19 protein-coding genes and 1 pseudogene are annotated in these 26,561 nt (G+C 62.4%); 12 read left to right on the top strand and 8 right to left on the bottom strand.

Going from position 1 to position 26,561, the window contains the following annotated elements:
• Nucleotides 1-35: 35 nt before the first annotated feature.
• Genes ACWPN8_RS28650 through ACWPN8_RS28640 form a run of 3 tightly spaced genes read right to left on the bottom strand, consistent with a single transcriptional unit; the run spans nt 36 to nt 2,202 of the window.
• Nucleotides 36-662, bottom strand: coding sequence for a DUF3102 domain-containing protein (locus ACWPN8_RS28650; RefSeq protein WP_492243209.1), 627 nt, complete (start codon nt 660-662; stop codon nt 36-38).
• Nucleotides 659-1,279: a nucleotide-binding protein gene (locus ACWPN8_RS28645; RefSeq protein WP_492243208.1), complete on the bottom strand. Its 621-nt coding sequence runs from the start codon at nt 1,277-1,279 to the stop codon at nt 659-661. Before ACWPN8_RS28645 ends, ACWPN8_RS28650 begins: the two co-directional genes overlap by 4 nt.
• Nucleotides 1,276-2,202 carry a replication protein RepA gene (locus ACWPN8_RS28640; protein ID WP_492243207.1) on the bottom strand — a complete coding sequence of 309 codons (927 nt, stop codon included), beginning with the start codon at nt 2,200-2,202 and terminating at the stop codon, nt 1,276-1,278. The genes ACWPN8_RS28645 and ACWPN8_RS28640 overlap by 4 nt, the downstream gene beginning before the upstream one ends.
• A 500-nt stretch (nt 2,203-2,702) precedes the next feature.
• Between ACWPN8_RS28640 and ACWPN8_RS28635 the strand changes: the two genes are divergently transcribed.
• From ACWPN8_RS28635 to ACWPN8_RS28605, 7 genes and pseudogenes are all read left to right on the top strand, one after another.
• Nucleotides 2,703-3,971, top strand: coding sequence for a phospholipase D-like domain-containing protein (locus ACWPN8_RS28635; protein ID WP_492243206.1), 1,269 nt, complete (start codon nt 2,703-2,705; stop codon nt 3,969-3,971).
• A 110-nt stretch (nt 3,972-4,081) separates the two neighbouring features.
• Nucleotides 4,082-6,097: a type I restriction-modification system subunit M gene (locus ACWPN8_RS28630; protein WP_492243205.1), complete on the top strand. Its 2,016-nt coding sequence runs from the start codon at nt 4,082-4,084 to the stop codon at nt 6,095-6,097.
• A complete protein-coding gene (locus ACWPN8_RS28625) occupies nt 6,094-7,389 on the top strand; it encodes a restriction endonuclease subunit S (protein WP_492243204.1) in 1,296 nt (431 codons plus the stop codon). Before ACWPN8_RS28630 ends, ACWPN8_RS28625 begins: the two co-directional genes overlap by 4 nt.
• On the top strand, nt 7,386-10,610 hold the full coding sequence (locus ACWPN8_RS28620) for a type I restriction endonuclease subunit R (RefSeq protein WP_492243203.1): 3,225 nt from the start codon (nt 7,386-7,388) through the stop codon (nt 10,608-10,610). The genes ACWPN8_RS28625 and ACWPN8_RS28620 overlap by 4 nt, the downstream gene beginning before the upstream one ends.
• 184 nt (nt 10,611-10,794) lie before the next feature.
• The gene (locus ACWPN8_RS28615) at nt 10,795-11,205 is read left to right on the top strand and encodes a transposase family protein (RefSeq protein WP_492243221.1); all 411 of its coding nucleotides are present in this window, start codon (nt 10,795-10,797) and stop codon (nt 11,203-11,205) included.
• Between the two features lie 350 nt (nt 11,206-11,555).
• On the top strand, nt 11,556-12,440 hold the full coding sequence (locus tag ACWPN8_RS28610) for an Abi family protein (protein WP_492243202.1): 885 nt from the start codon (nt 11,556-11,558) through the stop codon (nt 12,438-12,440).
• 620 nt (nt 12,441-13,060) lie between these two features.
• Nucleotides 13,061-13,348 (top strand): annotated as a pseudogene (locus tag ACWPN8_RS28605) (IS1595 family transposase); the annotation flags it as partial.
• Between the two features lie 409 nt (nt 13,349-13,757).
• Here the strand turns inward: ACWPN8_RS28605 and ACWPN8_RS28600 are convergent.
• Nucleotides 13,758-14,873 (bottom strand): DNA sulfur modification protein DndB, encoded by a 1,116-nt coding sequence (locus tag ACWPN8_RS28600; protein WP_492243201.1) that lies wholly within the window; start codon nt 14,871-14,873, stop codon nt 13,758-13,760.
• Nucleotides 14,874-15,257: 384 nt separating this feature from the next.
• Between ACWPN8_RS28600 and ACWPN8_RS28595 the strand changes: the two genes are divergently transcribed.
• The 3 genes from ACWPN8_RS28595 (at nt 15,258) to ACWPN8_RS28585 (ending at nt 19,044) form a co-directional block, all read left to right on the top strand.
• Nucleotides 15,258-15,983 (top strand): hypothetical protein, encoded by a 726-nt coding sequence (locus tag ACWPN8_RS28595; RefSeq protein ID WP_492243200.1) that lies wholly within the window; start codon nt 15,258-15,260, stop codon nt 15,981-15,983.
• A gap of 521 nt (nt 15,984-16,504) precedes the next feature.
• Nucleotides 16,505-17,332 carry a hypothetical protein gene (locus ACWPN8_RS28590; protein WP_492243199.1) on the top strand — a complete coding sequence of 276 codons (828 nt, stop codon included), beginning with the start codon at nt 16,505-16,507 and terminating at the stop codon, nt 17,330-17,332.
• A 614-nt stretch (nt 17,333-17,946) separates the two neighbouring features.
• Nucleotides 17,947-19,044: a tyrosine-type recombinase/integrase gene (locus ACWPN8_RS28585; RefSeq protein WP_395459865.1), complete on the top strand. Its 1,098-nt coding sequence runs from the start codon at nt 17,947-17,949 to the stop codon at nt 19,042-19,044.
• Nucleotides 19,045-19,248: 204 nt separating this feature from the next.
• On the opposite strand, the gene ACWPN8_RS28580 is transcribed toward ACWPN8_RS28585, so the two are convergent.
• Nucleotides 19,249-19,479: a hypothetical protein gene (locus ACWPN8_RS28580; protein WP_395459866.1), complete on the bottom strand. Its 231-nt coding sequence runs from the start codon at nt 19,477-19,479 to the stop codon at nt 19,249-19,251.
• A gap of 1,178 nt (nt 19,480-20,657) precedes the next feature.
• On the bottom strand, nt 20,658-21,560 hold the full coding sequence (locus ACWPN8_RS28575) for a replication protein RepA (RefSeq protein ID WP_492243198.1): 903 nt from the start codon (nt 21,558-21,560) through the stop codon (nt 20,658-20,660).
• A gap of 506 nt (nt 21,561-22,066) precedes the next feature.
• On the opposite strand from ACWPN8_RS28575, the gene ACWPN8_RS28570 reads away from it, so the two are divergent.
• Complete coding sequence (locus ACWPN8_RS28570; RefSeq protein WP_395459868.1) at nt 22,067-22,240, top strand: hypothetical protein; 174 nt, start codon at nt 22,067-22,069, stop codon at nt 22,238-22,240.
• Nucleotides 22,241-22,412: 172 nt separating this feature from the next.
• On the opposite strand, the gene ACWPN8_RS28565 is transcribed toward ACWPN8_RS28570, so the two are convergent.
• A complete protein-coding gene (locus tag ACWPN8_RS28565; protein ID WP_395459869.1) occupies nt 22,413-23,996 on the bottom strand; it encodes a MobA/MobL family protein in 1,584 nt (527 codons plus the stop codon).
• 1,104 nt (nt 23,997-25,100) lie between these two features.
• Here ACWPN8_RS28565 and ACWPN8_RS28560 point away from each other — a divergent pair.
• Complete coding sequence (locus tag ACWPN8_RS28560) at nt 25,101-26,000, top strand: hypothetical protein (RefSeq protein ID WP_492243197.1); 900 nt, start codon at nt 25,101-25,103, stop codon at nt 25,998-26,000.
• Between the two features lie 19 nt (nt 26,001-26,019).
• Here the strand turns inward: ACWPN8_RS28560 and ACWPN8_RS28555 are convergent.
• On the bottom strand, nt 26,020-26,561 hold a 542-nt coding region (locus tag ACWPN8_RS28555; protein ID WP_492243196.1), incomplete at its 5' end, for a hypothetical protein.

Here is a 26,561-nt window from a genome sequence, read left to right as displayed (position 1 = left end):
TGGAACGTCGGAATGGCATCGGCTTCGCAGATGAATCAGTCTGGCAAATTAGACAGTATGTGTTCAATCTCAGCGCGTCGCTCCCGGATGCGGCGTTCCTCCGCGTCGAGCTTTGCTAATTCCTTCTCCAGCGCCTTTCGGCTGGGCGAACTAGCCGGCTGCGACGAATGCACGCGCAGTTGCCGGCGGAACGCGACGACGTCTTCTCGCCGCACAGTGGGATTGACTAGGCCAGCGGCCACAGCCTGTTGCTGTTCCTCTGGCTTCAAGGTCACGACCTCGTAGACTGTCGCGTATGAAGGGGGCAGCTGATCAGCGGGGAAGGGCAGCGCGCCTGTGTCGACCGCCTCCGCCACCTTCATCAGCATGTTGGCCGTGCGGTGGCTGAACGGCATGTCGCGCTCCACCATCTCGCCGAACTCGCCATGCTCCAGGCGCGCTTTCGCTTCAATGAGGTGGCGACCGACATCTAGGAAGGCGTCGTTCGCCCGCTTCCACAGACGCCCGATTTCCTCGATAAATTCGCGACGTGTTTCCAATTTAATCCGGGCGGATACAAGGAGATCGCCGCGATTATCTCGGTGGCGCTCTGCCGGCACCAAGCCATCGTCGCCAAACGCTGATCCTAACTTCTTACGGGCTGGCTTCGTCGTCGGAATCACAGACCGATCCTCCGCCGGACTTCCTGCCACAATGCTGCGACCTCGTCCGCCCCGCGTCCGCCGACCTCCGTCACGCCGTAACCATTGGCCATCGCACGCACTACGTCGACGCTGTCGGGGATCGCCGCCGCCGCCACATCGCCGGAGCGAATCAGCCGGAGGCGGGCGCCGTCTGTCTCTTTTACCCGCGGCTTCACCCGGTTGAGGCAGTAGATCGCCGGCCGGTCGAGAGCCTGGACGGCGCGCATGATCGTTTCGACCGAGCGCACATCATCAGGTAGCGCCTGGGTGGGAATCATCACCAGTTCCGACGCCAGCACCAGAGCCTTGAAGCCCTCCGGGTCCTTCTCGATTGCGGTGGGGGTGTCCACCAAGACGAGCTGTGCTCCGGCCGTATTAGCCCATCGTGCCGCGGCGGAGGTTTCGGCGGTGTACCCTGGAACTGGCGCAGCGTCGGCATCAGCCCGTACACGAGCCCATTCGGCGGAAGTCCCCTGCGCATCGGTGTCAATTACCGCTACCGGTACTCCGTCACCAACAGCAGCAGCAGCGAGGTTGCGCGTCAGCGTGCTCTTTCCGCTGCCGCCCTTCGGTGAGACGACGGCGATGATCTTCATGAAATGGGCCCAGCCAGTCGCTTAGTAACCGGTGGCCGGCTGGGGTGCAGCATGATGCAACCAGATTCCACTCCGACCCGAGCGTCCGGATAAGCGGCCAGAGCCATGCGTAGCGCCTCGGTGAATGGCTGCTTGAAGGTGCGCAGAGAAGCGCAGCCGGCACCGAATTGTGCGTACAGTGCCTGCCAGGAGACCGGTGTTGGCCTGCTGAGGCTGTGCAGGCGGTAGGCAAGCCAGACATAGATGTCTATCGACAGGGACTTGTTGCCGATGGTCCGCAGCGCGGCTTCCGAAACTGGCACCGGGTGTTCAATCAGGGAGTGATAGAACGCCTCGTTGAGCTTGACTGTCTCGCGCCATAGCATCGGCTGAGCATCGTCGTTCAAAGCACCTGTCAGTTCAATCGCGCTGTCGACGAACGCACCGTTATCACGTTGGCGAGCGCCGCCCTGATCGCTGAAGAAGGTCAGGCGGCAAGCAGAGATTCGTTTGGCTTGTTCTGTCACGGCTTTGTAGGTCGCGCCACCGATGGCACCGATCCCCATGGCGGTCATCCATGCCTTCATGGATCGCCCGAGTTCGACCTCCCGCGATCCCGTCCGGAGGGCTTGGGTCTGGAGATAGATCAGGATCATGCGGGCTTTGGAGCCGTAGGGCACGCCGATCAGCTCGCCTTTCTCTGTGCAACCAGATTCCACCAGCAGCGTGACGCGATGTCCTTCCCTGCGCCAGAGCCGTTCCGGTGTGTTCTTGTGAGGTAGGGAGGTCAGGGCAAAGCCCGCATGGCAAATGCCCAGGCTTTCACCTTCATCGGCGAGGACGGCGGCAGCGATCTCCAGTTCTTGCCGTTCCAGTTTGGTGTCGGCAAGGTCGCGCGCACGCTCCAGCCCATGGGCTGTGATGAGATAGTGGATGTTCCCCATGGCACGCATTCGGCAGGTGTCAGCGGCTCCGGTCAATGGTGGAATCTGGTTGCCGGGCTATTCGAAAGCTATTTGGATTATAACTATTTGCTTGGCAACCAGATTCCACTGAATAAGCTGATTCGCGTCAACCAGACTCCACTTCCTCGCAACCAGATTCCTGTGAATAGGTTGGTTTGATTGGTGACGTCTAGCCCTACAGGCATGGGCATGAAGTGCGAATCGGGTAGACTGTTGCATCTTAGTGGGGAGCAATGTGAATCGGCATGGGGTTTCGACGCCAATCGGCACAGTAACCCACTGAGAATATGAGAACTCTTTGAGTCCTCTTTGTGTGCTGTTTCACAGGCAGGTCAATATCTTAGCTACAATTTTTCCCCGCAGGGCAGCGGAAGACTTCAACTAAAAAGTTGACGACAGCCCGCTGTACCCGTCAAAATTAGGAGATGTGGCGTGCACACTCCCACGGCGGGTCCTTGTAGACAGACGAGATACAATAAATGGCTCTAACTATCCAATTTCTCTTTGATCGCCCGCAGCAAGAAATTGGGTCAATGATTTCAGACCGATTGGAGCGCTCCCTTCGGGCATCCGTCGTTGTTGGGTTTGCGACCGATGACGGGCTTGCCGCAATTTCTCCGAGCATAGTTGCGTCGCCGAGGAAAATTGAAAGTTTTATTCTTGGCGCAGCGACGTTCCGTGGCTTCGAAGTCTTGGAGCAGCTGGCTGCCCGAGGAGTTCCTGCGGATCGACTGTTCGTCCATCTCGGACACACCCGATCCTCTGGAATGGGAGGAAACGGGTTTGTAAAGTTCCATCCGATGATGCACAGCAAGATCTACCTCATGGAGCTTCCGGGCGGCCGCAGCGCTGCTTTCGTGGGTTCGCACAACCTCACGTCATATGCCATGAACGGGAAGAATGGCGAAGCGAGCGTGCTGGTCGAAGGACCGTCCGACCATCCGGAATTCCAGAAGGTCCGCGGGCACATCGCCGACGCCCGTCGCCAGTCCGTCCAGTTCGACGCCTCCATGAAAGACGGATACGCATGGTGGACGAGTCAATTCCTCGAAGGAATGCGCCGCGAGGTGAACATTGATGATGATGACGCCGAATCAATAAAGACTTTCGTCATTCTCACGCAAGGATCTCCTGACGACAAGCCGATCTCAAAGGAACGGGTGTATTTCGAGATTCCGGAAGGCCTTGGCAAGCTCAACAGCTTGGCCAGCGAGGTGCATATATTTGTGTTCAGGCATCTGCCAGCGTCGCCGATGGAGGCTTTGGAGCGCCTTGACGAGGCTGAATACTCACTGTGGTGCAAAACGGAAGGCTTGGAATTGGGCAGGGGTGGTGTGGAATTGCAAGCGGAATGGGAAATCAAGGGGCGTCCCCGGCCGAGTCTGCAGCGAACAAAGAAGCCATTCCGCCCAAGGCCTGTAACTGGCATGCAGCAAGTTCGGGTGGTTGTCTACCGGGAGGTCAAAGGGCGCTTCAAGTACATCTTTGAGGCAAAGGATCGTTGGGAGCCGGTGTACAGCCATGAAGACTCCATGGTCGCCGGGATGGATGTGGAGCGCGATGTTGCCGACCAGCCTCGAGGGTCGTCATGGTTTCTGGTCAAAGGATTGAGCCGGGTAGATGGGACGACCAAAAGGAAGAAAGAGGCTCTGAGGCTGACATCTCCAGAAAACGGCCAGTTCATTCTTTATTCGATGCGGAGAATCGACCTTGACAAGTATGAGGTCGGAAAGAGTGACATGGAATAATGGCGATCATATTTGAAATATCACGTCTATTTCTTAACGATGCATTATCGGATTGACGGTGGCTTGGCCCTGCCTATTCTGCGCCGTGCAAAAATTGGCTGGAGCGTGGAATGGCGGAAATCAACAGTGCCGGCGCGTTCTTGGCGGACTTCATCTGGAAGAACGCCGAGGATCTCTGGGGCGATTTCAAGCATACGGATTTCGGCAAGATCATCCTGCCGTTCACCCTGCTTCGCCGTCTGGAGTGCGTGCTTGAACCCACGCGCGAGGCCGTCGCAAACCACGCCGCGTCGCTGAAGGACAGCGGCATCGACCTGGACGTCATCCTGCGCCAGACGACGCGCTACCCGTTCTACAACACCTCCGGCTACACGCTGGCGACGCTCGGCAGCACCAAGACCCGGGAGAACCTCCAGGACTACGTCGCGCGGTTTTCCGACAACGCCCGCGTCATCTTCGAGCAGTTCGACTTCACCAACACGATCATTCGCCTGGACAAGGCGGGGCTGCTCTACCGCATCTGCCGGAACTTCGCCGGCATCGACCTCCACCCGGAGGTGGTGCCGGATCGGGTGATGAGCAACCTCTATGAGCACCTGATCCGCCGCTTCGGGGCCGAGGTCAACGAGGGGGCGGAGGACTTCATGACCCCCCGCGACGTGGTGCATCTGGCGACGACGCTGCTGCTCGACCCCGACGACGCCCTGTTCGAGGCGAGTCCCGGCCTGATCCGGACCCTGTATGACCCGACCTGCGGCACCGGTGGTTTCCTGTCCGACGCCATGGCGCATGTCGATGGGTTCCATAGCCGCTTCAAGGTGCCGCCGGTCCTGGTGCCGTACGGCCAAGAGCTGGAGCCCGAGACCCACGCGGTCTGCCTCGCGAACATGCTGCTCCGGACGCTGGCCTCCGATCCCGGCCGCGACCTGTCGCGCAACATCGCCGGCCCCTTCAGCACCCTGTCGCGCGACGCCTTCGCGAACGAGCGATTCCACTACGGCCTTGCCAATCCTCCGTTCGGCAAGAAGTGGGAGAAGGACCAGAAGGACGTCGAGCGGGAGCATGTCGAGAAGGGCTATGCCGGCCGCTTCGGTCCCGGCCTGCCGCGCATCAACGACGGCTCGATGCTGTTCCTACTTCACCTCGCCAGCAAGCTGGAACTGCCCGGCAAGGGCGGCGGACGCGCCGCCATCGTGCTGTCGGGATCGCCGCTCTTCAATGGCGGGGCTGGGTCGGGCGAATCCGAGATCCGCCGCTGGCTGCTGGAGAACGATCTGGTGGACGCCATCGTGGCGCTCCCGACGGAGATCTTCTTCCGCACCGGCATCGGCACCTATCTGTGGATCCTGTCCAACAAGAAGCCTGCGCACCGCCGCCGCACGGTTCAACTCATTAACGCCACCGGCCTGTGGGTTCCGATCCGCAACGAGGGCAACAAGCGTCGCAGGATCGGCGAGGATCAGCAGCGCCGGATTGCCGACATCTACGCCGCCGCGGAGAACGGCGAGCTCTCCCGCATGCTGGATCATCGGACCTTCGGCTATCGCCGCATCCGGGTGCTGCGGCCCTTGCGCATGCGGCTGTGCATCGACGCCGTGGGCCTGCGCCGCCTGCGGAAAACGAAAGCATGGGCAAAGTTCACGCCCGCGCAGCAGCGGGCCTGGGAAGCCGCGTTGACGCCGCATCTGGGCGAGGCGCATGCCTTCGCCTGGGCGGAGGCGTTCATCGAGGCGGCGGCGGACCGCGCCACCGGCAAGGTCGGCAAGAGTTTCGGCAAGGCGCTGGTGGACGCCTTCGGCGTCCGCGACCCCGACGGCGAGCCGGTGCTGGACCGCGATGGAAACCCGGTCGCCGACAGCGAGTTGACCGACTACGAGACTGTGCCGTTGACCGAGGACGTGCACGAGCACATGGCGCGCGAGGTCTTGCCCCATGTGCCGGATGCCTGGCTGGACGAGCGCTTCCGGGACGACAAGGACGGCGGGATCGGCCGCGTCGGCTACGAGATCAACTTCAACCGCTATTTCTACAAGTATGCGCCGCCCAGACCGCTGGAGACGATCGACGCCGAACTGAAACAGGTGGAGGCCGAGATCGCGGCGCTGCTAGGCGAGGTGACGGAATGAGCCACTATCGCCGATACCCGACCTACAAGGATTCCGGCGTCGCGTGGATCGGCGAGGTGCCGGAGCATTGGATCTTGATGAAGTTCGGCAGACTAGCGCGTGTTATGGAAGGACTGGTTGATCCTCGTGTCGAGCAATACCGCTCGATGCCGCTCTTTGCGCCAAATCACATTGAGAGCGGAACCGGACGGCTGTTGGCCGTTGAGAGTGCAGAGCATCAAGATGCCGAAAGCGGAAAATACCTCTGCAAGGCAGGGGCTGTCGTTTACTCTAAGATTCGTCCAGCATTGGCTAAGGTCATCATTGCCCCAAAAGACGGGCTTTGCAGCGCGGACATGTATCCGCTCACGTGCTCGGAAAAGACGGAACCACGATGGCTCTTTTACCTGATGCTGTCTCAGCCATTTACGGCATGGGCAGTATTGGAATCGGATCGGGTGGCCATGCCGAAAATCAATCGAGAATCCCTCTCTGATCTGGTGGTAGCTGTTCCGCCAGTTGCTGAACAGCGCGTCATAGTTGCAGACATTGAGGCTCAACTTCCACGGATCGACGCGCTGATCGCGAAGAAGACCCGCTTCATCGAGTTGCTGAAGGAGAAGCGCGAAGCGCTGATCACCCACGCCGTTACCAAGGGTCTCGACCCAACCGTGAAGATGAAGGATTCTGGCGTCGAGTGGATCGGGGAGGTGCCGGCGCATTGGGAGATTGTTCCACCGACCGCACTTTTCACGGAAAGCAAGGAACGGGCACATGATGGCGATGAACTCCTATCGGCAACGCAGAAGTACGGTGTCATCCCTCTAGCTGAGTATGAAACCCTGGAGCAGAGACAGGTCACAAAGGCTGTCGCGAACCTGGAAATCCGCAAGCATGTTGAGGTTGGAGATTTCGTAATCAGCATGCGGAGCATGGACGGGGGACTCGAGCGCGCCCGTGCGATCGGTAGCGTTCGGTCGTCCTACTCCGTCCTAAAGCCTGGTCCTGATGTCGATGGTCGGTTTTTCGGCGCGCTTCTAAAGTCAAGTCTCTATATCCAGGCATTGCGTTTGACCTCGAATTTCATCCGCGACGGGCAAGATTTGAACTTTTCCCATTTCCGTCAAGTGCGACTACCCAAGCCACCACTTCAGGAGCAAGTTGAAATCGCAAGTCATTTCGAAGCGGAAACATCTAGAATCGACATTCTTATCTCCAAGACCGAGCACAGCATCACCCTCCTCAAGGAGGGCCGTTCCGCGCTCATCACCGCCGCCGTGACCGGCCAGATCGACTTACGGGAGGCCGCATGACCGGCGACACCGCGCATCGGGAAAAGCATTTCGAGGCCTACATCGTCGCCCGGCTCCGGGAGCAGGGCTGGCAGGTCGGCGAAACCGGCGGCTACGACACCGAACGCGCCCTCTACCCCGACGACCTCGTGTCCTGGCTGGAGGCGACCCAACCCGCGAAATGGGCCAAATTCCGCAAGGACCACCCGGCCGACCCGAGCGGCGCCCTGATGGATCGCGTTGCCAAGGCGCTGGACCGCGACGGGACGGTCCAGGCGTTACGCCGGGGCCTCGCCGTCGCCGGTTGCGGGCAGATCGACCTGTCGGAAGCTGCCCCCGAAGACGCGCGCAACCAAGAGGTCATCACGCGCTACCGGGCCAACATCCTGCGCGTCGTGCCGCAGCTCCGGTACCATCCGTCCCGTGAGCTGGCGATCGACCTGGTGTTCTTCATCAACGGCATCCCAGTCGCCACGGTGGAGATCAAGACCGACTTCACCCAGTCGTCCGAGGCCGCCGTCGAGCAGTACAAGACCGACCGCCTGCCGGTGGACCCCAAGACCCGCCGGCACGAGCCGCTGCTGACCTTCAAGCGCGGCGCGGTCGTGCATTTCGCCCTGTCGGAGTCCGAGATCCGGATGGCGACCAAGCTGGACGGGGAGAACACCCACTTCCTGCCCTTCGACCAGGGCAATGCGGGCCGGGCCGGCAACCCTTCCCGTTCCGACGGCGAGTACCCGGTGGCCTATTTCTGGGAGAAGGTCTGCCGGCGGGATGCCTGGCTGCGCATCTTCCACAGCTTCGTCTATGTCGAGAAGAAGGACGTGGTGGACCTGAGGGGCAACTGGTCCAAGCGCGAAACGCTGATCTTCCCGCGCTTCCACCAGTGGGACGCGGTGAACGCCATGGTCGCCGACGCCAAGGCCCACGGCGCCGGCCGGCAATATCTTTGCGAGCACAGCGCCGGCTCCGGCAAGACCAGCACCATCGCCTGGACCGCGCACGACCTGATCCGCCTGCGCCGCGACGACGGCAAGGCCGTGTTCGACAGCGTGGTCATCGTCACCGACCGCACAGTCCTGGACAGCCAGATCCAGGAGGCTGTCAAGCAGATCGATCACCAGTTCGGCGTCATCGCCGCCATCGACCGCCAGAAATCGTCGAAATCGAAGAGCCAGCAGCTCGCCGAAGCGCTGACGGCCGGAACACCCATCATCGTCGTGACGATCCAGACCTTCCCCTATGCGATGGAGGCGATCCTCACGGAGCAGGCGCTGAAGGACCGGAACTTCGCTGTCATCATCGACGAGGCCCACGCCTCGGTGACCGGGACCGCCGCGACCAAGCTGCAAGCCGCCCTAGCGCTTCATGGCAAGGACATCGCCAAGCTGAGCGTCGAAGACCTGCTGGAGGAGATTCAGAAGTCCCGGGCGCGGCCGGCGAACATCAGCCATTTCGCCTTCACGGCGACCCCGAAGCACTCCACCCTCATGCTGTTCGGCCGCACGCGCGATGGCCTGCCCGCGACCAAGCAGAACCTGCCGGACGCCTTCCACAAGTACCCCATGCGCCAGGCGATCGAGGAGGGCTTCATCCTCGACGTGCTGAAGGGCTACACGCCCTACCGGACGGCCTTCAACCTTGCCAAGCAGGTCGAGGACAAGGGGCGGGTGAGCGGCAAGGCCGCCAAGCGGGTCCTGGCCCAGTGGATGGGCCTGCACCCGACCAACGTGACCCAGAAGGTGCAGTTCATCGTCGAGCATTTCAGCCGCAACGTTGCGGCACTCCTCGACGGCAAGGCGAAGGCCATGGTCGTCACCAGCTCGCGCGCTGCCGCCGTGCGGTACAAGCGGGGCTTCGACGCTTTCATCACCAAGCACCCGGAGCACGCCCACATCCGCTCCCTCGTGGCCTTCTCCGGCAAGCTGACCGGCAAGCAGGTGATGCACAGCGACGACGAGCGCTTGGCCGGTGATACCTTCGTGGTGGACGAGGCTGCCGAGTTCACCGAGACGAGCATGAATCCCGAGGTGGCCGGGCAGGATTTGCGTGTCGCCTTCGAGCGGCCGGAGTACCGGGTGATGCTGGTCGCCGACAAGTTCCAGACCGGCTTCGATCAGCCCAAGCTTGTGGCGATGTACATCGACAAGAAGATCGCCAACGACGTGGAGGTCGTGCAGACGCTCTCGCGTCTGAACCGGATGGCGCCGGGCAAGGACGAAACCTTTGTCATTGACTTCGTGAACGAACCGGAGAATGTCCGCCGCGCCTTCGCAAAGTACGATGCCGGGGCGGTGATCCATGATGTCCAGGACCTGGATGTCGTCTATGACATCCGCCGCCAGCTCGATGCCCACGGCATTTACGAGACCGCCGACCTGGAGATCTTCAAGGCGGCGCGATTCAAGAGCCTGCGTGCCATCACCGGTTCGCGCGAGCCGGAGCACAAGGATCTGTACGCAGCCACGGAGCGGCCGACCCGCATCTATAACGAGAAGCTGAAGCTGCTGCGGGAGGCGATCGCCACCTGGGACGCTGCATACGAGAGGGCTCGTGGGACTGGGAACGAGGCCGGCATGAAGTCGGCGGACCATCACCGCCGGGAAAGTGCCGAGCGGATGGCGGCGCTGACAGCCTTCCGGGGCGGCCTGGGGCGCTTTTGCCGCGCCTACGCCTATATCGCCCAGCTCATCGACTTCGGCGATCCGGACCTGGAGAACTTCACCGCCTTTGCCAAGCTCCTGGGCAAGCGGCTGGACGGCGTGCCCGCCGACCGCGTGGACCTGAAGGGCCTGGTGCTGTCCGGCTTCGACATCAAGGCGCGGACGGAGGGGGCGGGGGAGGACGCGGATGTGCCGGTGCTCCAGCCCCTCGGGGCGGGCGGCGGGGGCAAGGCAGACCAGCCCAACTACCTAAAGGAGATCATCGAACGGCTGAACCGGCTGTTCGGGGACGCGACGCCGCTGCGTGATCAGGCGATGTTCGTCAACCACATCACCGCCATCGCCAAGGAAAGCGACGTGGTGATCGCCCAGGTGGAGAACAACACGCGCGAGCAGGCGCTCAAGGGCAACCTGCCGGGCGCCGTGCAGCAGGGTGTGGTCCGGGCGCTTACCTCACACCAGAAGCTCGCTACGCAGGTCCTCAAGTCGGACCGGCAGGCCATGGCCGCGCTCACTGACCTGATTTACGAGCTGATCCGGGACCGGCGCATGGTCGATCTGGATGGGCTGGATGCTTGAGCTGCTGAGCCTGCCGAGCATCCATCCGATGGACCCCAGAGTTTGGATGGGACCATCACGAGGAGAGCGCGCTAGGTGTTAGGCAAACAACGTGAAGGTGGAACAGCCTGAGAACACCGGCGCAGGCCGTCTTGTCCGTTATTCCGTCCGGCATTCAAGATGTCCGGAAACCCGTCGAAAGAGGATGTTTCCGGACAGTTTCCGAACTGGCTGTCAAACGTCGGTTTGCCGGAAAGTCGGTCTGGGGACCAGGAGGCAGGCCACCGTTCCGGTTCAGTTCTACCTTAGCGTTGTTCGCCATTATCAACCAAACACAGTAAGACGTAGCTCTTCCAGCGTTTACGTGCGACTTTCAGCCATCAAGCACGGGGGGACGATGGGATCGGTGCTCGAAGAGCTGACGGCCATTCGGACCGTGGCCGAGATGACCGAAGCATTCCACGACGAGGCGCGGTGTCGCCGGTTGGTTGAGGCGATGGTGTGGCCGAAAGGACGGCTCTGTCCGGCCTGCGGCTCGCGGCGTTCGATCACCCTGGCCGGGCGCGACATAGGACGACGGTCTCGGCCGGGGCTTTATGAGGGGGTCACTTCATAGGACGGGCGAGAAACTACGGTAAGGAGACAGAGCCGGAACTTGGGGCATGACGGGCGATATCATACGCTAAGCAGCAAACCATTGAATATGCTTAATTTTTCTGGCTAGCGTCCGAGCAGTCCAAAATGCGGGCATTATCGATCCAGCGGAACCGCAGCTGCGTAACCCCAAACATTTCTGCGACTTCCTGGGGCGCTCCCAAGAGCTCTTGTTGATCCCGTCATATTATCGGCCACTTGATCAAACGTGGTAGAAAATTGTAATCCCTGATCAGCAGATCAATTTTCCGGCAGCCCAGGCGTGCGGTTACAGGGGTGGTACCGGAAATCAGGGTAAGGACTGAACGCGCGATGACGTTCTACACGAAACTGGCGTTGACGCCAGAACAGCACCTCCACCGGTATTGGCAACGTGGGTTACGAATCGACAACAGAGACAAGGCTATCCAGGCGTTGAGGACCATCGGCCATTTCAGGCTGCTGATCTATATGCGGCACTTCCAGACGCCGCAGAAGCGCTTTTGGACTGGAACGACGTTCAGCCATATTCTGGAACTTTACGAGTTCGACCGGCGCCTGCGTCTGCTCGTGATGGATGCTGTTGAACGCCTGGAGGTCGCGCTCCGAGCATCGCTAGCGAACGAGTTGGGAATTGAGCACGATCCGCATTGGTTCATGGATAAGGATCGATTCCTGAAATTTTCTGATTACGCAGGCACGATGAACAAAATCGTTCACGAAGCAGGATCGGAAAATAAAAAGAGATGGGTCGCAATAGAACACTATTATAGTAAATATACTAGTGGTCCTGAACTTCCGCCGGCTTGGGTTGTTATGGAGCGCCTGACACTCGGAACACTTTCTCGCCTGTTTGAAGCTTTAGTCGCAGATGATCGAAAGCGCGTTGCTCAGCCATTTGGTTTTGACGAGCAGATTGTTGTCTCTTGGTTCCACTCTTTGACAGTGCTCCGGAATGTCTGTGCCCATCACGGTCAGGTTTGGAACGTGCGACTGAAGAAGTTTCCTCCAAAGCCTGCCCGTGCCTACGCCGCGGAATTCACCCCAGGCGATACCTTCTACGCCCGGGCCACGGCAGCGTGGCTGCTGTTGAGGAGGGTCCAGTCCGACTCGACCTGGCGCGACGATCTGGAGACGCTGCTGGGATCATGCCGCCACATAGGTCCGGCCTCCCTGGGATTCCCGGTCGGGTGGCAATCCCGAGCTGCGTGGCTCTGAGAAAAATCGAAGGAGGTGCGATTTACCCATTCGGTTCAGGTTGACAGGCCACGCTTTATGCCATATTTGAATATCAACAACACCCGCCACGCCTCTCATAAGAACGGCGCACCAGGGCGGGTTCTTTTTTGCCTAAATTCTGCCTGCCCACGAAGCGGGTTCGAAAGCAGAGATAGAAGTCCCCGGCGGGCCGGGTTTCTCCTTCGCCCCTCATGGGCACTGCTCTCGCAAGATTGAACGGCGTTTCTCTTTTCGCCTTTCAGGACGTTGCCGGGTGGCATGGACCTTGCGAACTCGGCTCTTGCCGAGCAAAGACTGTGCGTGGCCGGAGCTTCCGGCAACAGAAAACAGCGTTTCTGAGGAGAGCGCGATAGGTGTTCGCCAAACAACGGGAAAACAGAACAAGCTGAGAACACCGGGGCCTGCCTTCCTGTCTGTCACCCCGTCCGGCATTCAAGATGTCCGGAAACCCGTGGAAAGCGGGTGTTTACGGCCAATTTCCGAGGTGGCTCCAAAGATCCAGTTTCGCGGATGGCTGGACTGAGAGGCAGGAGGCAAGCCACCGTTCCGGTTCAGTTCATCCTTGGCGATGTTCCGCGAACACATATCACGCTGTCCTCTTCAACGATCGTGTCTGGCGCACGATCGCCGGCGTCTTCCATCACATCAGCCCCGACCATGCTGACCTGTATTTTGGCGAGATCGGCTTCCGCTGGGCACAGCGCACGGTGGCAGGTCAGGCCCAACGCCGGACCCGCAAAGGGCGGACGGTGATCCAAACCCTCTGGTCCCGTGTTCCCCCAGCGCTCCAGCTTCCGGCGGTCTTCCGTTATGCTGTTGGGCGCCAACTCCGGCGGACCAAGGATGGCGGGATCAGCATCCGCTCGGCCGTAGCTGTCTTTGGTTGATAATGGCGGCGTTGTTTGACGAACACCTATCGCATGCTCTCTAAACAGCGCACTTAATTTGGCGTAGATCCTAAGCTGTTCAGAAGGTAACAAGCCGACACCCACCGGGAGTTGACCAGCCGGTTCACTCTCAGCGGCTTTCTATAAAAGCCAGCCCAGATTTCCAAGCAGACGCCCCGGCTCTTAGGGAGCCGGGGCGTCTGGTTTGGGCCGAGAAAGTGACTAAGGCTTTTTGCCACCGTGCCTTGTGGGATCTGTCAGCCGGTACTTTTGACCCCGCTCCATGGGCGGTGGCAGCGGCTCGTTGCGTACTACCGTCCGTTCGATGCCGGTACCGCCACCACGTGGGCCGGTGATCTCGTATTGACCGGAACGCGGAGCCTTTTCGCCGGGCTTAAGGAGGTCCTTGTTAGACATGGGGGGCCTCCAGAGGCTGAAGAATGTCTCCCAGCTCTTCACTCAGCTGGACTACGAACTGCTTCTCGGCCAGGAGCTTTTTGTCCGCATCGGTGAGGTTCATTCCCAGCTTCGCCTTGAGGAAAGCCTTGGTGGCGGCGCGGGCTTGGCGGTTGGAAACCACGGAGTTTGCGACAATGCAGATGTTGTCCCACTCCTGGTTCTTCTTCGACCAGTCGATCTTGGCAAGCCCCCCGAGACGAGCCGGCCAGTCGTCGCCCTCCTTCATTAGTTCGGCCCCGATGCTGCCCAGAGCCCGGAGGACCGTCGAGTGTGAGGACAGGCGCTCAGCGCGGAACTCCACTGCCAGCTTCTGTCCAGAGAACACCTTCATCCAGTCGGGCATGTGCTTAGTGACTTCGGACCAGAACTCTTTGAGGAGAGCGATGTTCTCAACGAGGCCTTGATCCTCGTGGCCCTTCAGGAGTTCCCTATTGGCGTCGTACAGCGCGGCGAGGGTGAAGATCTTGGGCGACCGGGACTTGAGGGACACATCCTCCTTCTCGGTCAGTTCTTTAAAGACAGGAACCTGATCAATGAAGCCAATCGTTGCCATCGAGGCCTTGTCCCGCTTGTCGTACAAGATGTCCAGGGACTTGGATGTCTTCTGCACGAAGCGGTTCAGGTCGGAGAACATCTGTTGGACCCGATCCTTGCTCTCCCAGGGGAAGAGAAGCACAGAGATTGTGTGGTCCTGCAAGTCGGGGTTCTCTTTGATTGCCGCCGCGATGCCGGCACAACGGTGCTGGCCGTCGTTGATGATCAGCTCATCGCCAAGCTTCAGCTTGATCACTCCGATGTCCTGGCCACCGACCGGCTCGAAGACCGGCTCCGTCTTGTAAGACGCCGTGATCGACGAGAAGACGTAGTCATCCTCATTCTCAAGGATGTAGTCGCGCAGATCAGGAACGCGCTTCTCGTTGAGGACGCGCTGCTCCCGATCTTCCGGGGTGAAGCCGCGCCAGTCAGTGAACTTGAACAGATTGGGGACAGCGCTCAGCGGCATCAGGCAGGCGTAATAGGTGCGGCTGCCGAGCTTGCCGCGCATCGCGGGAACGTGAACATACATGCTTCTTCTCCATTAGAGCTGGCTTGCACCTTGAGCGAGGATCGCTCATTTTTGGATAGCAGCTCGTGACGGAAGTGGTACTAGCTCCTCGAAATTTCGTCAACAGCTCTTTCAATAAATTTTGGGAGCTCTCCAAATTTTTCCGCGAACTCTCCACAAATCGTTATGGAGCTCTCCACCAAGCGCTATCGAGCTCTGCCAACAGGTCAGAGCAGCTCTATCCTGAGTAGTCGATTGGTTTTTCGCGTGCAGGTAGGCGGCAAAATGGCCTACCTGCGCATTAGCTTTTATGGAAAGCCGCCGAGAATGAACCGGCTGGTCAACTTTCGGTAGGCATCAAGGGGCACAGTCCGGCCCTGGCGACTTTGGCCATTCTGCACAGCCATGTGGTCACAGGGCCTTGTCGGCCGCGCATGGCGCCGCTCGGAAAAGCGTGGGGCGGAACGGACAGCCAGCCTGGAACAGGCCGGCAAGGAACGGCTTGATCGGCTTGCTGATGCTCTCGATGCCGGCGCCGTGGCGCATCACGACGGCAAGGACGCCCATGCCGCGCTGATCGCGATGCAGTCTTGGGAGGAACTGGCCCTGTCGGCCCAACAGTTGCGCCAACTCCTGCGACCGGAGCCCGTCGATTTGATCGCCAACCTCGACCCGGACTACGCTGTCTTCCGCCACATTGGCCCACGCTTGCTGGCGTGCTTCACCTTCGAGGGGGCGCCGTTCGTGCGGCCGCTCCTGACGGCGCTCGACCAGTTGCGGGACCTCGCGGCCCACCCCCGCCGGTCGGTCCCGACCACGGCCCCCATCACGCTCGTCTCCCGACGGTGGCGCCGCCACGTCGTTGTCGATGGGAAAGGCTTCAACCGCCGCTTCTATGAACTGTGCGTCCTCTTCGAACTGCGCGACCGGTTGCGCGCCGGTGACGTGTGGGTCCAAGGCTCCCGGCAATACCGATCACTAAACGAGTGCTTGGCGCCGCCCTCGGTGCCCGTGCTCCCGCCACCGGCGATCGCCCGCTTGCCGGCGCCGGCATATCCGACGGCGGAAGCCTATCTGGCCGAGCGCATGGCGCGGCTCGACCGCCGTCTGCGGGAGACGGGGGCCGAGTAGCAACGGAACCGGAAACCTAGGTAAGCCCATCGCGGGCATTTAAAATTATGAAGAGGTGGAGGAACACGGGACCAGAGGGGTTCGATCTCCACCCGCCTCTCGCGGGTCCAGCGTTCCGAGCAACCTGCCAATCCCGTCAAACCGCCGGCGGCCGGTTGGCGGGATGCTAGAAACGACCATCGATAATGATCGCTTGGCGTTGTTTAGCTGACACCTATCGCGCTGTCCTCGACATGCTCAGAGCACCGCCGCCCTTCCTCCGGCGGCTCGTCGACATCGCCTGCTGCGCGCCGTAACCTCCCATCATCCGCACCATTGCTGGACTTGTGAGCCGGCTCCTAAGCGAGACGGCAGTCCCAAAATGCGCAAAGTCGGAGGTCACTTTCGTGTAGTAACCCCGAAAAAGGTTGCATCGCGGTTATCGCCAATTTGACCGAATACAGTTGGACTCCTTTTCTCTTTAACGTGGCGACCGTAAGTGGTAATCGAAGAGTATGAAATCGTGCTTTTGGAGTTTTGCGATGATCCGCAGAATGTTATCTCTTAAGAAATTTGTGCTGGTTAGCGCATCGGTTACTATGGTTGGTTGCACTGAAGCAACACCGTCTGACGGCACCGTTCTGAATAATATTTCTAAGAAATATTACGCGTCGTGCAAGCTTCTATCTGTCGCGGATTTTAAAAAATTTAATGGCTTTGCTCAAAAGGATGGCAGCCATATAGTCGAAGTGAAATACAATCTCATTCTTACTCCCAACAAAGAAATTAATGATCTTTCCCGTATTGCTGAGGAGAACGCCCGAGCTATTCTTGATCTCAATAAAAATTCTTTCGATAAGGTCATTGAGGCGGAGGAGAAGTATATAAAAGAAAAAGAAAAATGCAATACTGAGAATGATGCGTTTGTGAGCGCTCATGATAGGATCAGCAAAGAACGTTCAGATTTGGTGTTTCAGCAGATCAAAGCGGGCTATAACAACCCAGAATCACGAGACTTGTCTCGGATAATTGCTGAGAAAGATGCTGAACAGCTTGAGAACTCTAAGAAAATTGAAGAGCACGACAGATCGTGCCAAAGATCCTACGGGAAGATCAGAAACGACTATATGGAGTACATAAAAGCTAAATCGCGTGCTGAGAGCGAAGCGTCGCAGGCGAGGAGCGAGGGCTACAATAAAATTCAAAGGGCTTTTGATAAGGAATGCCCCATAATTGCTGTTGGAGGGGTGCTTTATGCATATTTCCATCAAGATGGACACAACCTTGAGAATTATCAGAAAACTCATAGTAGGGAGGTCGCGACAAAGGTTAGACTAGTTCAGTCTGATAATGGGTGGGTATTAGAGTAGAGATAATCTGACTTGTTATAGAAGAAACAAATTCCATAAATGAACTTCTGGGCAACGGTTGTAGAAGGGAGAGCGCGATAGGTGTTCGCCAAACAACGGGAAGCGTGAACTGAACCGGAAAGATGGCTTGTTTGTTGGGTTCCCGCGCGGCAGTCCGGGAAACCGACCTTTGGCGGCTAGTTTAGAAACTGTCCGGAAATTCACACTTTTGACGGTCTTCCAGACATATTGATTCCGGACGGGATAGCAGACAGGACACCCAGGCCAGTGTTCTTAACTCGTTCTCCCCTTGCGTTGTTTGGCGAACACCTATCGCGTTCTCCTCCTGATCCCGCCGTCCTTGGTCCGCCGAGGCTGGCGCCCGACAGCATAACGGGAGACAGCCGCAAGCTGGAGGGCTGGAGGAGCACGGGACCAGAGGGGTTGGATCACAGTTCGCCCCTTTCGGCTTCGGCGTTCGCCTTACCCCCCACTCCGGCGCGACCACCGGCCATCCGCCCTCATCACCCCAACAATCACCGATAACGGTCTCTTGTCGGTGATCGTCGGCTTGACGCCGCCGCCCCCCTCGGCAACCCTGTCGCGCCCGTCCAACCCGCGCCGAGAGACCGCCCGTGCCGCTTCCCGCTCCGCTGCCCCCGCACACCGCCCCGGCACCGGCGATCGCCCTCGACGCTGATGCCGCCGAGCGGCTGCGCCGGCTGCGCGCCGAGGCCACCGCCGCCAACACCGCGCGGGCCCAGCGCAGCGACACCCGCTATCTCACCGCCTGGGCCGAGCGGCGGCTCGGCCTCGATCTGACCGACCCAGCCGTCCTGCCGCTGCCGGCCGAGGCGGTGGTGACCTTCGTCCTCGACCATGTCGACCTGACCGGCGACGGCATCAGCCTGCCACCCGCCGTCGACGCCGCCCTGGTCGCCGCCGGGGTGAAGCGCCGGCCGGGTCCCCTCGGCCTGGCCACCACCGAACGGCGGCTGGCCACCCTGGCCGCCCTGCACCGCGCCCGCGGCCTGCCCAGCCCCACCCTGCATCCCGGCGTGCGCGACCTGCTGCGCCAAGCCCGCCGCGCCCTGGCCGCCCGCGGCATCACCCCGCGGGCCAAGCGGGCCGCCACCCGCGACGAGGTGCTCGGGCCGATGCTCGATGCGCTGCCGGACGACGCCCGCGGCCTGCGCGACCGCGCCCTCCTCGCCGTCGCCTTCGCCAGCGGCGGCCGCCGGCGCTCCGAGCTGGTGGCGCTGCGCCTCGCCGACGTCACCGCGGCCGGACGCGACTTCACCCTTCGGATCCGGCGCTCGAAGACCGACCAGCAGGGCGCCGGCACCGACGTGCCGGTGAAACGCGCCGCCGCCGACGCGCTGCGCCGCTGGCTGCGGCTGCTCGCCGATCAGGGCATCACCGACGGACCGCTGTTCCGTGAGCTGTCGCGGCGCGGCCGGGTGGTGCGGCGGCGGGGAGAAGATGGAGGAGCGAAGGCACTGGATGGGCGGGTGGTGGCCGAGGTGGTAAAGCGCGCCGCCCGGGCCGCCGGGCTGGATCCGGCCGCCTATGCCGCGCATTCCCTACGCTCCGGCTTCCTCACCACCGGCGGGCGCGATGGCATCCCGCTCGACCTGTTGATGCAGCTCTCCGGCCACAAGAGCCACCGCATCGCCGCCCGCTACTTCCAGACCGGCGCCGTCCACCAGAACCCGGCCGCCGACCTGCTGTAGGAGGGAGGAGGTGCGACGACGGCGCGGCAGACGGCCAGAGTTACCGAAGAAAAAGGCCGCACCCAAGCAGGTGCGGCCTTCAGATTTTGGTTCGGGGAGGATGAGAACCTGAGATGACCATAGGGCTCTCCACGTTAAAGACCTGTGAACAGCACCACAGATCTGTCCTTCTACTCCCTTATTGCAAAAAGTACCTGTATTCTATCAGAACAGTGGCAGCTGGATGCGCCCACCATCGTCCGTGTGGGCTTTCGCGGCACGCACCGCAGCGTCCTGAGCGCCGGCCATCGTCCGGGCACTCCCGGAGCGGACCTGCTCTCCAGCAACGGTGACGGTCCAGCTCCACAGATCCGGCCCGCGCCAGGCCACCGCCAGATCGCACCCGTGCATCCGCGTCACCGCGTGGCGTGTCGTCCAGGTCGTTGTCGTTGGCATGCCGGCACCTCCACAAGTTCCGGCTGGCTCTATCATATGACCAGGGTCACCAGCGAGTGCCCATGCAATCGCGCATATTTGAGCAGATGATTGTTTGATGCAGTGCGTTTCAGAGGATTCGGCATGGTCCCTCTTATTGAATAGGTCGAACAATCTCGCTTGCACGACGCCGCGCGCACTTTGCTCTCGAAGGAGCGGCTGGCGCGCGCCGGACCGCGCGCGCTTCGATCCCGAGCTGGCGCGCGGCGCGCGCACGCCGGTGGCGCAGAGTGCGCGCGTGCTGCACGCAGCGCCGGCGCGCACCATGGCGCGCGCGCCAACGACCTGTTGTGGGGTTAGGACACGCGCGCGCCGGACCGCGCGCGCTCCGATCCCGAGCTGGCGCGCGGCGCGCGCACCGGTGGCGCGGACTGCGCGCGTGCTGTGCGCAGCGCCGGCGCGCACCATGGCGCGCGCGCGCCGACGAGCTGTTGTGGGGTTAGGGCACGCGCGCGCCGGACCGCGCGCGCTCCGATCCCGAGCTGGCGCGCGGCGCGCACACATTGGTGGCGCGGACTGCGCGCATGCTGCGCGCAGCGCCGGCGCGCACCACGGCGCGCGCGCCGACGAGCTGTTGTGGGGTTAGGGCACGCGCGCGCCAGACCGCGCGCGCTTCGATCCTGAACTGGCGCGCGGCGCGCGCGCACCGGTGGCGCGGAGTGCGCGCGCGCTGCGCGCAGCGCCGGCGCGCACCATGGCGCGCGCGCCAGCGACCTGTTGTGGGGTTAGGGCACGCGCGCGCCAGACCGCGCGCGCCGCTCCCGAGTTGGCGCGCGGCGCGCGCACCGGTGGCGCGGACTGCGCGCGCGCTGCGCGCAGCGCCGGCGCGCACCATGGCGCGCGCGCCAACGAGCTGTTGTGGGGTTAGGACACGCGCGCGCCGGACCGCGCGCGCGTCGATCCCGAGCTGGCGCGCGGCGCGCGCGCCGGTGGCACGGAGTGCGCGCGCTGTGCGCGCCTCTGCCTGTCGAGCGCGCAAGTCTTCAGCGACCGCGCGCCTACAATGATGACGGAGAGGTGCGCGCAAACTCAACACGCCTCAGCGCAGGCACAGCCGAGGGCATAAGCATGAGTTAGATGCGAACTCTTATCCGGGCACCGCGTCTCTCCCTGACGGAGAATCTGGCTGAGAAGAGGGATCAGCAGTCCAGCAGCTTGCCAATCGGTGGCCGCGACGGATGCAGGATCACCCCAACACCGCTCTCTGCGATCTCGACCCGCGCATCGGGATAGGCTGCCAGTGCCACCGTCAGAGCCTCGACAAAGGGCCGGCGGAAAAACCTGGGCTCCTTGAAGCCGCCACCGAACTGCGCATGGAGAGCGGTCCACGACACCGGCATCGGCTTGGCCAAGGCATGCAGCCGGTAGGCGAGCCAAACATAGATGTCGAGGGACATGGAGCGGTCCCGCAGATGCCGGACCGCGGCGTCGAGCAGTGGGACCGGATGCTGCCGGGCGGTGTGATAGAACACCTCGTCGAGGATCACCGCTTCGTCGAACAGGCGCGGCAGGGGTCTGTCGTCGGTGCCGTCGAAGATCAGGCCACGGCGGACGACACCGCCTTTATCGAAGCCGGAAGCACCACCCTCAGTTTCCCAGAAGAACTTCATGGAGCAGGCAGCGATCCGCATCGCCTGCTCCCGGAAAGCCTTTGCCGTCTCGCCGCCGACCGATACCCCCATGGCCTCCAGCCATGCCCGCATCGACCGCCCGAGGGCGATCTCCCGGCTGTTCGTCCTGACGGCCTGAGTGATGAGATAGATCAGGATCATCCGGGCTCGGGCGTCATAGGGCACACCGAACAGCCGGAGGTGATCGCCGATCTGCAGCCGACCAGGCTCCACGACCAGCCGCATCTTGTGTCCCACACGTTCCCACGCCTGATCGTCGGGAATCCGGCGATGGGGGAGAGCGGTCAAACACAAACCCGAATATGTGTAGCCATGGGTGCCCCGCTCATCGCCAAGAACTTCTGCCGCGATGTCGACAAGATTGGCGTCGGCGCTGGAAAGGGCAGCCTCCCGGCCGCCGGCGATGATCACGTCGTGTAATTCACCCATGGCGACACACGGTGACGGCTCCGGATACTCTGCGTCAAGTGTGGGGTTAGGGCACGAAGCCAGTTGCAGATAGTAGATTCTCTATTAGTTGCTTTGTGTTCCAACCCCACGGGATAACCCGGCTCCGCGTGTCCCAACCCCACGGATCCGTGCCCCAACCCCACGGGACAAAGCGCCAGGCTGTGGATAAGCGGGGGAGCGGGAGCGCGGCGTGGATGCCGCCGGAATACCTGTTCCCGCCCTTGCCTGGCGAATCGGAGAATGGACGGCGGTGGCCATCGTCGGACCGATCACCGCCTCCGGATTGATGGCTTGCCCCTCCTCGAGGGAGGCGGGAACGCTGTCGGTACATCAACGGCAAACTCGCGATGAGCAATGGTCACGAATGGATGCAGCCCCCGGCGTCACCGCGACATGGTACAGATCCGTCTGTTGATGTCGCCGCCCCCGCTCCGCCCCCTCGCACCTGGAAAGGCGTCTGCTTCGTCATGTTCATCATCTCCGAGGCGGAGACCGCCGCGGTGCTGGCCGCCTACCAAAGAGCCGGTGAGTGGGCGGCGGTCGTCGAGCTGCGCCGGCTGTTCACCGGCATTCAGGACAACGCGTCGGCCCTCCGGGCGGTGCGGGCCATCGTGTCCCGTGCCGCGGCGCTGGAGCAATGATCCGCGGCCGCATGAGCGGGCCAAGCAGACAAGGGAAACGATACTCGTGAAGCGGGGACGTCACCGCTCCTCTCCCTTCAAAGAGCGGTGAAGCGCCTCGGCTCCGGCGCAATGACCGCCAAACCAACAGCGGATCTTCGCGCCCCGCTCCGGCGCCTCAACCACCGCAGGATCACATCTCGATCCCGCGGTACCGCGTCGATGCCAGGAGCTGCTCGGCGCTGCTCTTCACCCACTCCGCGGTCCATGCGCCTTTCGCGTTGGGGGTCTTCCTCAAATACTGGAGCAGACCGGCAAGCTGTTGCAGATCCGCCGGGTCCGGCCGCTGCCGCAGGACGTCCAACTCCCGTTTCTGGCGGCGGATGGTGTCCTCATCGTCCAGCAACCGGGCAATGAGCTGATCCGGGGTGGCCGGCTTCCCATCGAGGGCGACGCCCGTGCGCTCGACCTCCCGCACCACCTCCCGCACCAGGGGCGGGCGGGCCCAGGCCGCGGCAGCCTCCTGGCGCGCCCGATCGCGCTCCTGTTCCGCCATGGCACGGGCCTGTTTGTCGGCGTGCGCCACCCGGCGGGCCTGTCGCAGTACCATCAGCAGCCGGACCGCGGCGCCTGCGGCGCCGGCGGTCACGTCCCAGCCGTCCGGCAACTCCACCTCCAACTGCGTTGCCAGGTCGGTGGCGGTCTGGCGCTGCTTTGGACTGGGCGGCGGCGCGTTGGTGCGCGCGCGCTCCTCGGCGATGGTGACGCGCAGCCGCTCCGCGCGGTCCTTCCACACCAGGAGCTGATCGAGGATCGGCTTCATCCGGGCCGCCGACACCCGGCCGCGGCCGGCGCGGACCGCCGCGACATCCATCGCCAGAGCGACATGCCGCGCGGCGGCCGCCGCACCGGCGGCGCAGCGCCGCTGCTCGGCGACATGGGCCTCGCGGGCTTGGCGAACCGCATCGGCCTCGCTCTCGGCCATCCTGTTGGCCAAGCCCAGACCGTGGTCGCTGGCGCGTGCCCGGTCGGGCGCGCGCAACGCCACCTCGGGCCGCCGGCGCTTGGCCGGACGATCGATGCCGGTTTCGGCGAGGCGGCCGCCATGCCACGCCGCGGCGAGCTGGATGCCGCGCTCCTCCGCCACCGCGTTGATGGCGGCGGCCACCACCTCGCGGCGCCAGGCGCGCAGCGCCGCCGGGCCGGCGAGGACCGGACGCGCGCCACCGCCGCCCTTCACTCCGGAACGCCCGGCCGGCGCGGCCTCCCAGGCGCCATCGGCGCGCCGGCTGCAGTGGCGCGCGGCGACGGTCATGTGGAGGTGGGGCTGATACTCGCCCTTGCCGTTGCGCGCGTGCACCGCCCAATGAGCGGGATGCCCGGCCTGCTCGAACCAGGCGGCGATGCGTTCAGCCACCGCGCGGCGGGCGGCGGCGTCCATCTCGCAAGGGAGCTCGGCGATGACGCGCCGGGCGACCACCCCGTTCTTGCGCGTGGTCGCATCGGCGCAGGCGTCGAGTGCCGCGCGCATCTCGGCGCGCCCCTGGCCCCCTTCACTCTCCAGCTCGTCGGCGCGGCTGCGGTGGCGCTCGACACGCGCGTCATAGTCGAGCCCGCCGGCCGCGCGCCGCGCGCCACCATTGGCATGGGTGATCGAGGTGACGCGCGCGTGGAAGGTCCGGCCGCCTCGGCCGACGCGACCGGAGGCTTTCGGCGCGCGCGCGGCGACCTCGCGGTAGCGGCCAACCTGCCAGTCCTCTTCGGCGCGCGCGGGCATGCGCTCCTCCACCCTTGACCGTTTTCGCAGTGATCCATGCCCAATTACTTTTTCATCAAAAAGGTATTTGGGCATGGATAACTGTCTGTTGGGGTAGGCTATACCGAAATCGCATGCAATTCCAGCAGCGATCGGGAGCCAAAGCCCACGGCGCGCGCGGCCGTGGCGGAGGGCTGCGCGCGCCGGATGCTGACGCGCGCAGCTTTCATGGACGAGGCTCAGTCTCACGGCTCAGTCCACAGCGCATGGCCACCTCCGAGACGTCATCGCGCGGCACGCCCGGCGCGCGTCTCGGATGCACGCGCGCTACCGCGCGCCCTTGCTGGTCCCGGCGCGCGCCGGTGGCGCGCCCGCGCGCAGACGCCGCGGCGCGGGTGCCTGTCCCGCGCAGGGACCACCGCCCAACAGATCGGGATGCGTTCCGTCGACGCACACGGCGTCTTGGCGGGCCGATGGTCGACCACGTGGTGGCGCGGACAGAAAGCCGGAACGCGGCCGTGCGCTGCCGGTGCGTTCGTCAGCGGCGGGATCCCCGGCGCTTTTGGAGCGGCTGTTCCGTGCGGCGCGGCCCAGGCGCGCACGATGGAACCGGGACCTTCTTGAACCGGCGAGACCGTCCCACGGTTTGGTCGATCGCCTGCTCCGACACGCAAGATCTCAAGCCGGACTGCGCGCCAGGCCGATGCCGCTTCCGGGCAGACGTCAGCCATCGGGTCGTCGGCCCTTGGGCAATCCGCAATTTGCGGCGCTTACGGTAGAGAGTTCGGCAGATCGGACGGAAGGAGGCGGACGGCGTCGGCGCATGGCCAGCATCCAGACAATGAAGCGACTGGAAGCCTCCTGCATTCAGCAGGAGCATCGGCGTTCCTTGGATTGCGTCAGGGTGGCTCCTCCGACCATCGCCTTCATGGGCAACTCGGGGGACAGACTGTCCCGAAATTCCGCTCTCGGCTGCCCTAGGAGCATCAATGTTGAAAGGAAAGCCAAGAAGAGCAGAAAATTTTCTGCGTCAGTCTGTGCTATGCCTTACTGAATTGCTGGTTACGGGCATAGCACAGAATCGCGAAAAAGTCAAGACTTGACTTTTTGTTCATCGGAATTCGGTTGACCAAGTTGTTACTCCCAATTCTTCCTTTCGCGGAAGAAAGCGCTTTCCGCTTTTTTCCGCGAATGAGGAGTGAGATGGAGAAAATCATATATTTGATCCGGGTCACGGAAGAAGAAATCGAATCCAAAAAATACATCCCAATAAATCTGAAGGATTGCAATGAGGATCTCCTCATAAAGTATCATGAAGGAACGGCACAAGCCGATTTGTTGGCAAGGCACGGCTATATATTCGAACACAACGCCATCCGCATCAGTAACGCGCTTATCGCGATCCAGCGAGAAACGAAACGTCGCTTCCGGCGCTTTTTCCGGTTTTCCACGTTTGGGGGTTCCGGGTCCGACTGCGCGGAACTGACGATCGAGTTGGGGAAGGTCCAGGAGGTGTCTCTCACGCGCGTTCCCCCCACTCCCCGGAAGAGCGACGCCCAGCCGGAACCATCGCGTTCGGTCACGCGCGACCATGGCCCTGTCCAGCCTCCTGCCGCCGAGATGCCGCGAACCGCGAAACCGGTGGTTCCCCCTCCCGCAGCACCTCCTCCTGCACACTCAACGCTGCCGGTGCTGACCCTAGAAGCGGATGACCATGATGGCCTGAAGCGGTTGCGGGAATACCTGCTCACGGTCAGCAACGAGGAGGTCCGTCGGCAAGAGCTGACGCAAGTCGCGGACATCAAGAGGATCTGGGGTGATCGCCTCAACCTGGACCGTGAGAGCATGGCGGCGGAACAGAAGGTTGTCCGGGCTTTGGCTGCCGTTCGTCAGGAAATGGCCGAACGGGGCATGATCGACGCCGGCAAGCAGTCGCTCGGACAAAAAGAGGAGGCGCTGTTCCGGCAGGATGTCCAACGGCGCCTACAAGCCAACCGCAACCCGAACCGGGGGTACGAGATGTGAGGCTGGTGCTCTGACCGCCTCACTCGTCCTCAGCGAACAAGCCGCGGCTTTCGAAACGTGTCTCGAGGGCCGCAGGTGCCATCTCGGCCTTCAGGCGGTCAAGACGGGCGTGCAGCCAGCGGACGAACCGGCCGACCCGGGGCGGGATCTCCGTCCCGGCAAGCGCCGCGTCGAGGGCGATGACATACCGCTCAAGCTGGCGGACGCGCTCATGTTCGACGATCAGTTCGTCGAGCGCCGCGCTCCGCCGCTTTTCCAGCGCCGCACGGCGCTCGGCCTCCGCCCGCCGGCGCGCCTGCTCTTCCGCCTCCCGGCGCCGCCGCTCGTCGGCGTCCCGGTTCTCTTGCTTGGTGACCGCCATGGCGACGACCTCGGCGACGATCGTCACCGCCATCGCCTCGAGTTTGCGCCGGCCATGGTCGGCGTAGGTGCGGCGCATGGCCGGTCCCCATGGACTGTCGCGACGGACGCGGACCTCCTCCAAACGCACGGCGAGACGGCCCTGATGACGCTCTTCCCATTTCGGGATGTGCGGCCGCCCCCATCCAGAGGCATGGCCAT

Source organism: Azospirillum sp. UENF 112521 (genome assembly GCF_058780665.1).
The sequence above is the reverse complement of the archived record's forward strand: the minus strand, read 5'-3'. Positions and strand labels throughout refer to the sequence as shown.

Bases quoted from the DNA above. Each gene is read 5' to 3' on its own strand.
- ACWPN8_RS28595 (WP_492243200.1), top strand. From the start codon at position 15,258: ATGTGGTCACAGGGCCTTGTCGGCCGCGCATGGCGCCGCTCGGAAAAG.
- ACWPN8_RS28645 (WP_492243208.1), bottom strand. From the start codon at position 1,279: ATGAAGATCATCGCCGTCGTCTCACCGAAGGGCGGCAGCGGAAAGAGC.
- ACWPN8_RS28615 (WP_492243221.1), top strand. From the start codon at position 10,795: ATGTTTCCGGACAGTTTCCGAACTGGCTGTCAAACGTCGGTTTGCCGG.
- ACWPN8_RS28565 (WP_395459869.1), bottom strand. From the start codon at position 23,996: ATGCCCGCGCGCGCCGAAGAGGACTGGCAGGTTGGCCGCTACCGCGAG.
- ACWPN8_RS28600 (WP_492243201.1), bottom strand. From the start codon at position 14,873: ATGTATGTTCACGTTCCCGCGATGCGCGGCAAGCTCGGCAGCCGCACC.
- ACWPN8_RS28630 (WP_492243205.1), top strand. From the start codon at position 4,082: ATGGCGGAAATCAACAGTGCCGGCGCGTTCTTGGCGGACTTCATCTGG.
- ACWPN8_RS28610 (WP_492243202.1), top strand. From the start codon at position 11,556: ATGACGTTCTACACGAAACTGGCGTTGACGCCAGAACAGCACCTCCAC.
- ACWPN8_RS28620 (WP_492243203.1), top strand. From the start codon at position 7,386: ATGACCGGCGACACCGCGCATCGGGAAAAGCATTTCGAGGCCTACATC.
- ACWPN8_RS28635 (WP_492243206.1), top strand. From the start codon at position 2,703: ATGGCTCTAACTATCCAATTTCTCTTTGATCGCCCGCAGCAAGAAATT.
- ACWPN8_RS28580 (WP_395459866.1), bottom strand. From the start codon at position 19,479: ATGCCAACGACAACGACCTGGACGACACGCCACGCGGTGACGCGGATG.
- ACWPN8_RS28625 (WP_492243204.1), top strand. From the start codon at position 6,094: ATGAGCCACTATCGCCGATACCCGACCTACAAGGATTCCGGCGTCGCG.
- ACWPN8_RS28640 (WP_492243207.1), bottom strand. From the start codon at position 2,202: ATGGGGAACATCCACTATCTCATCACAGCCCATGGGCTGGAGCGTGCG.
- ACWPN8_RS28570 (WP_395459868.1), top strand. From the start codon at position 22,067: ATGTTCATCATCTCCGAGGCGGAGACCGCCGCGGTGCTGGCCGCCTAC.
- ACWPN8_RS28590 (WP_492243199.1), top strand. From the start codon at position 16,505: ATGATCCGCAGAATGTTATCTCTTAAGAAATTTGTGCTGGTTAGCGCA.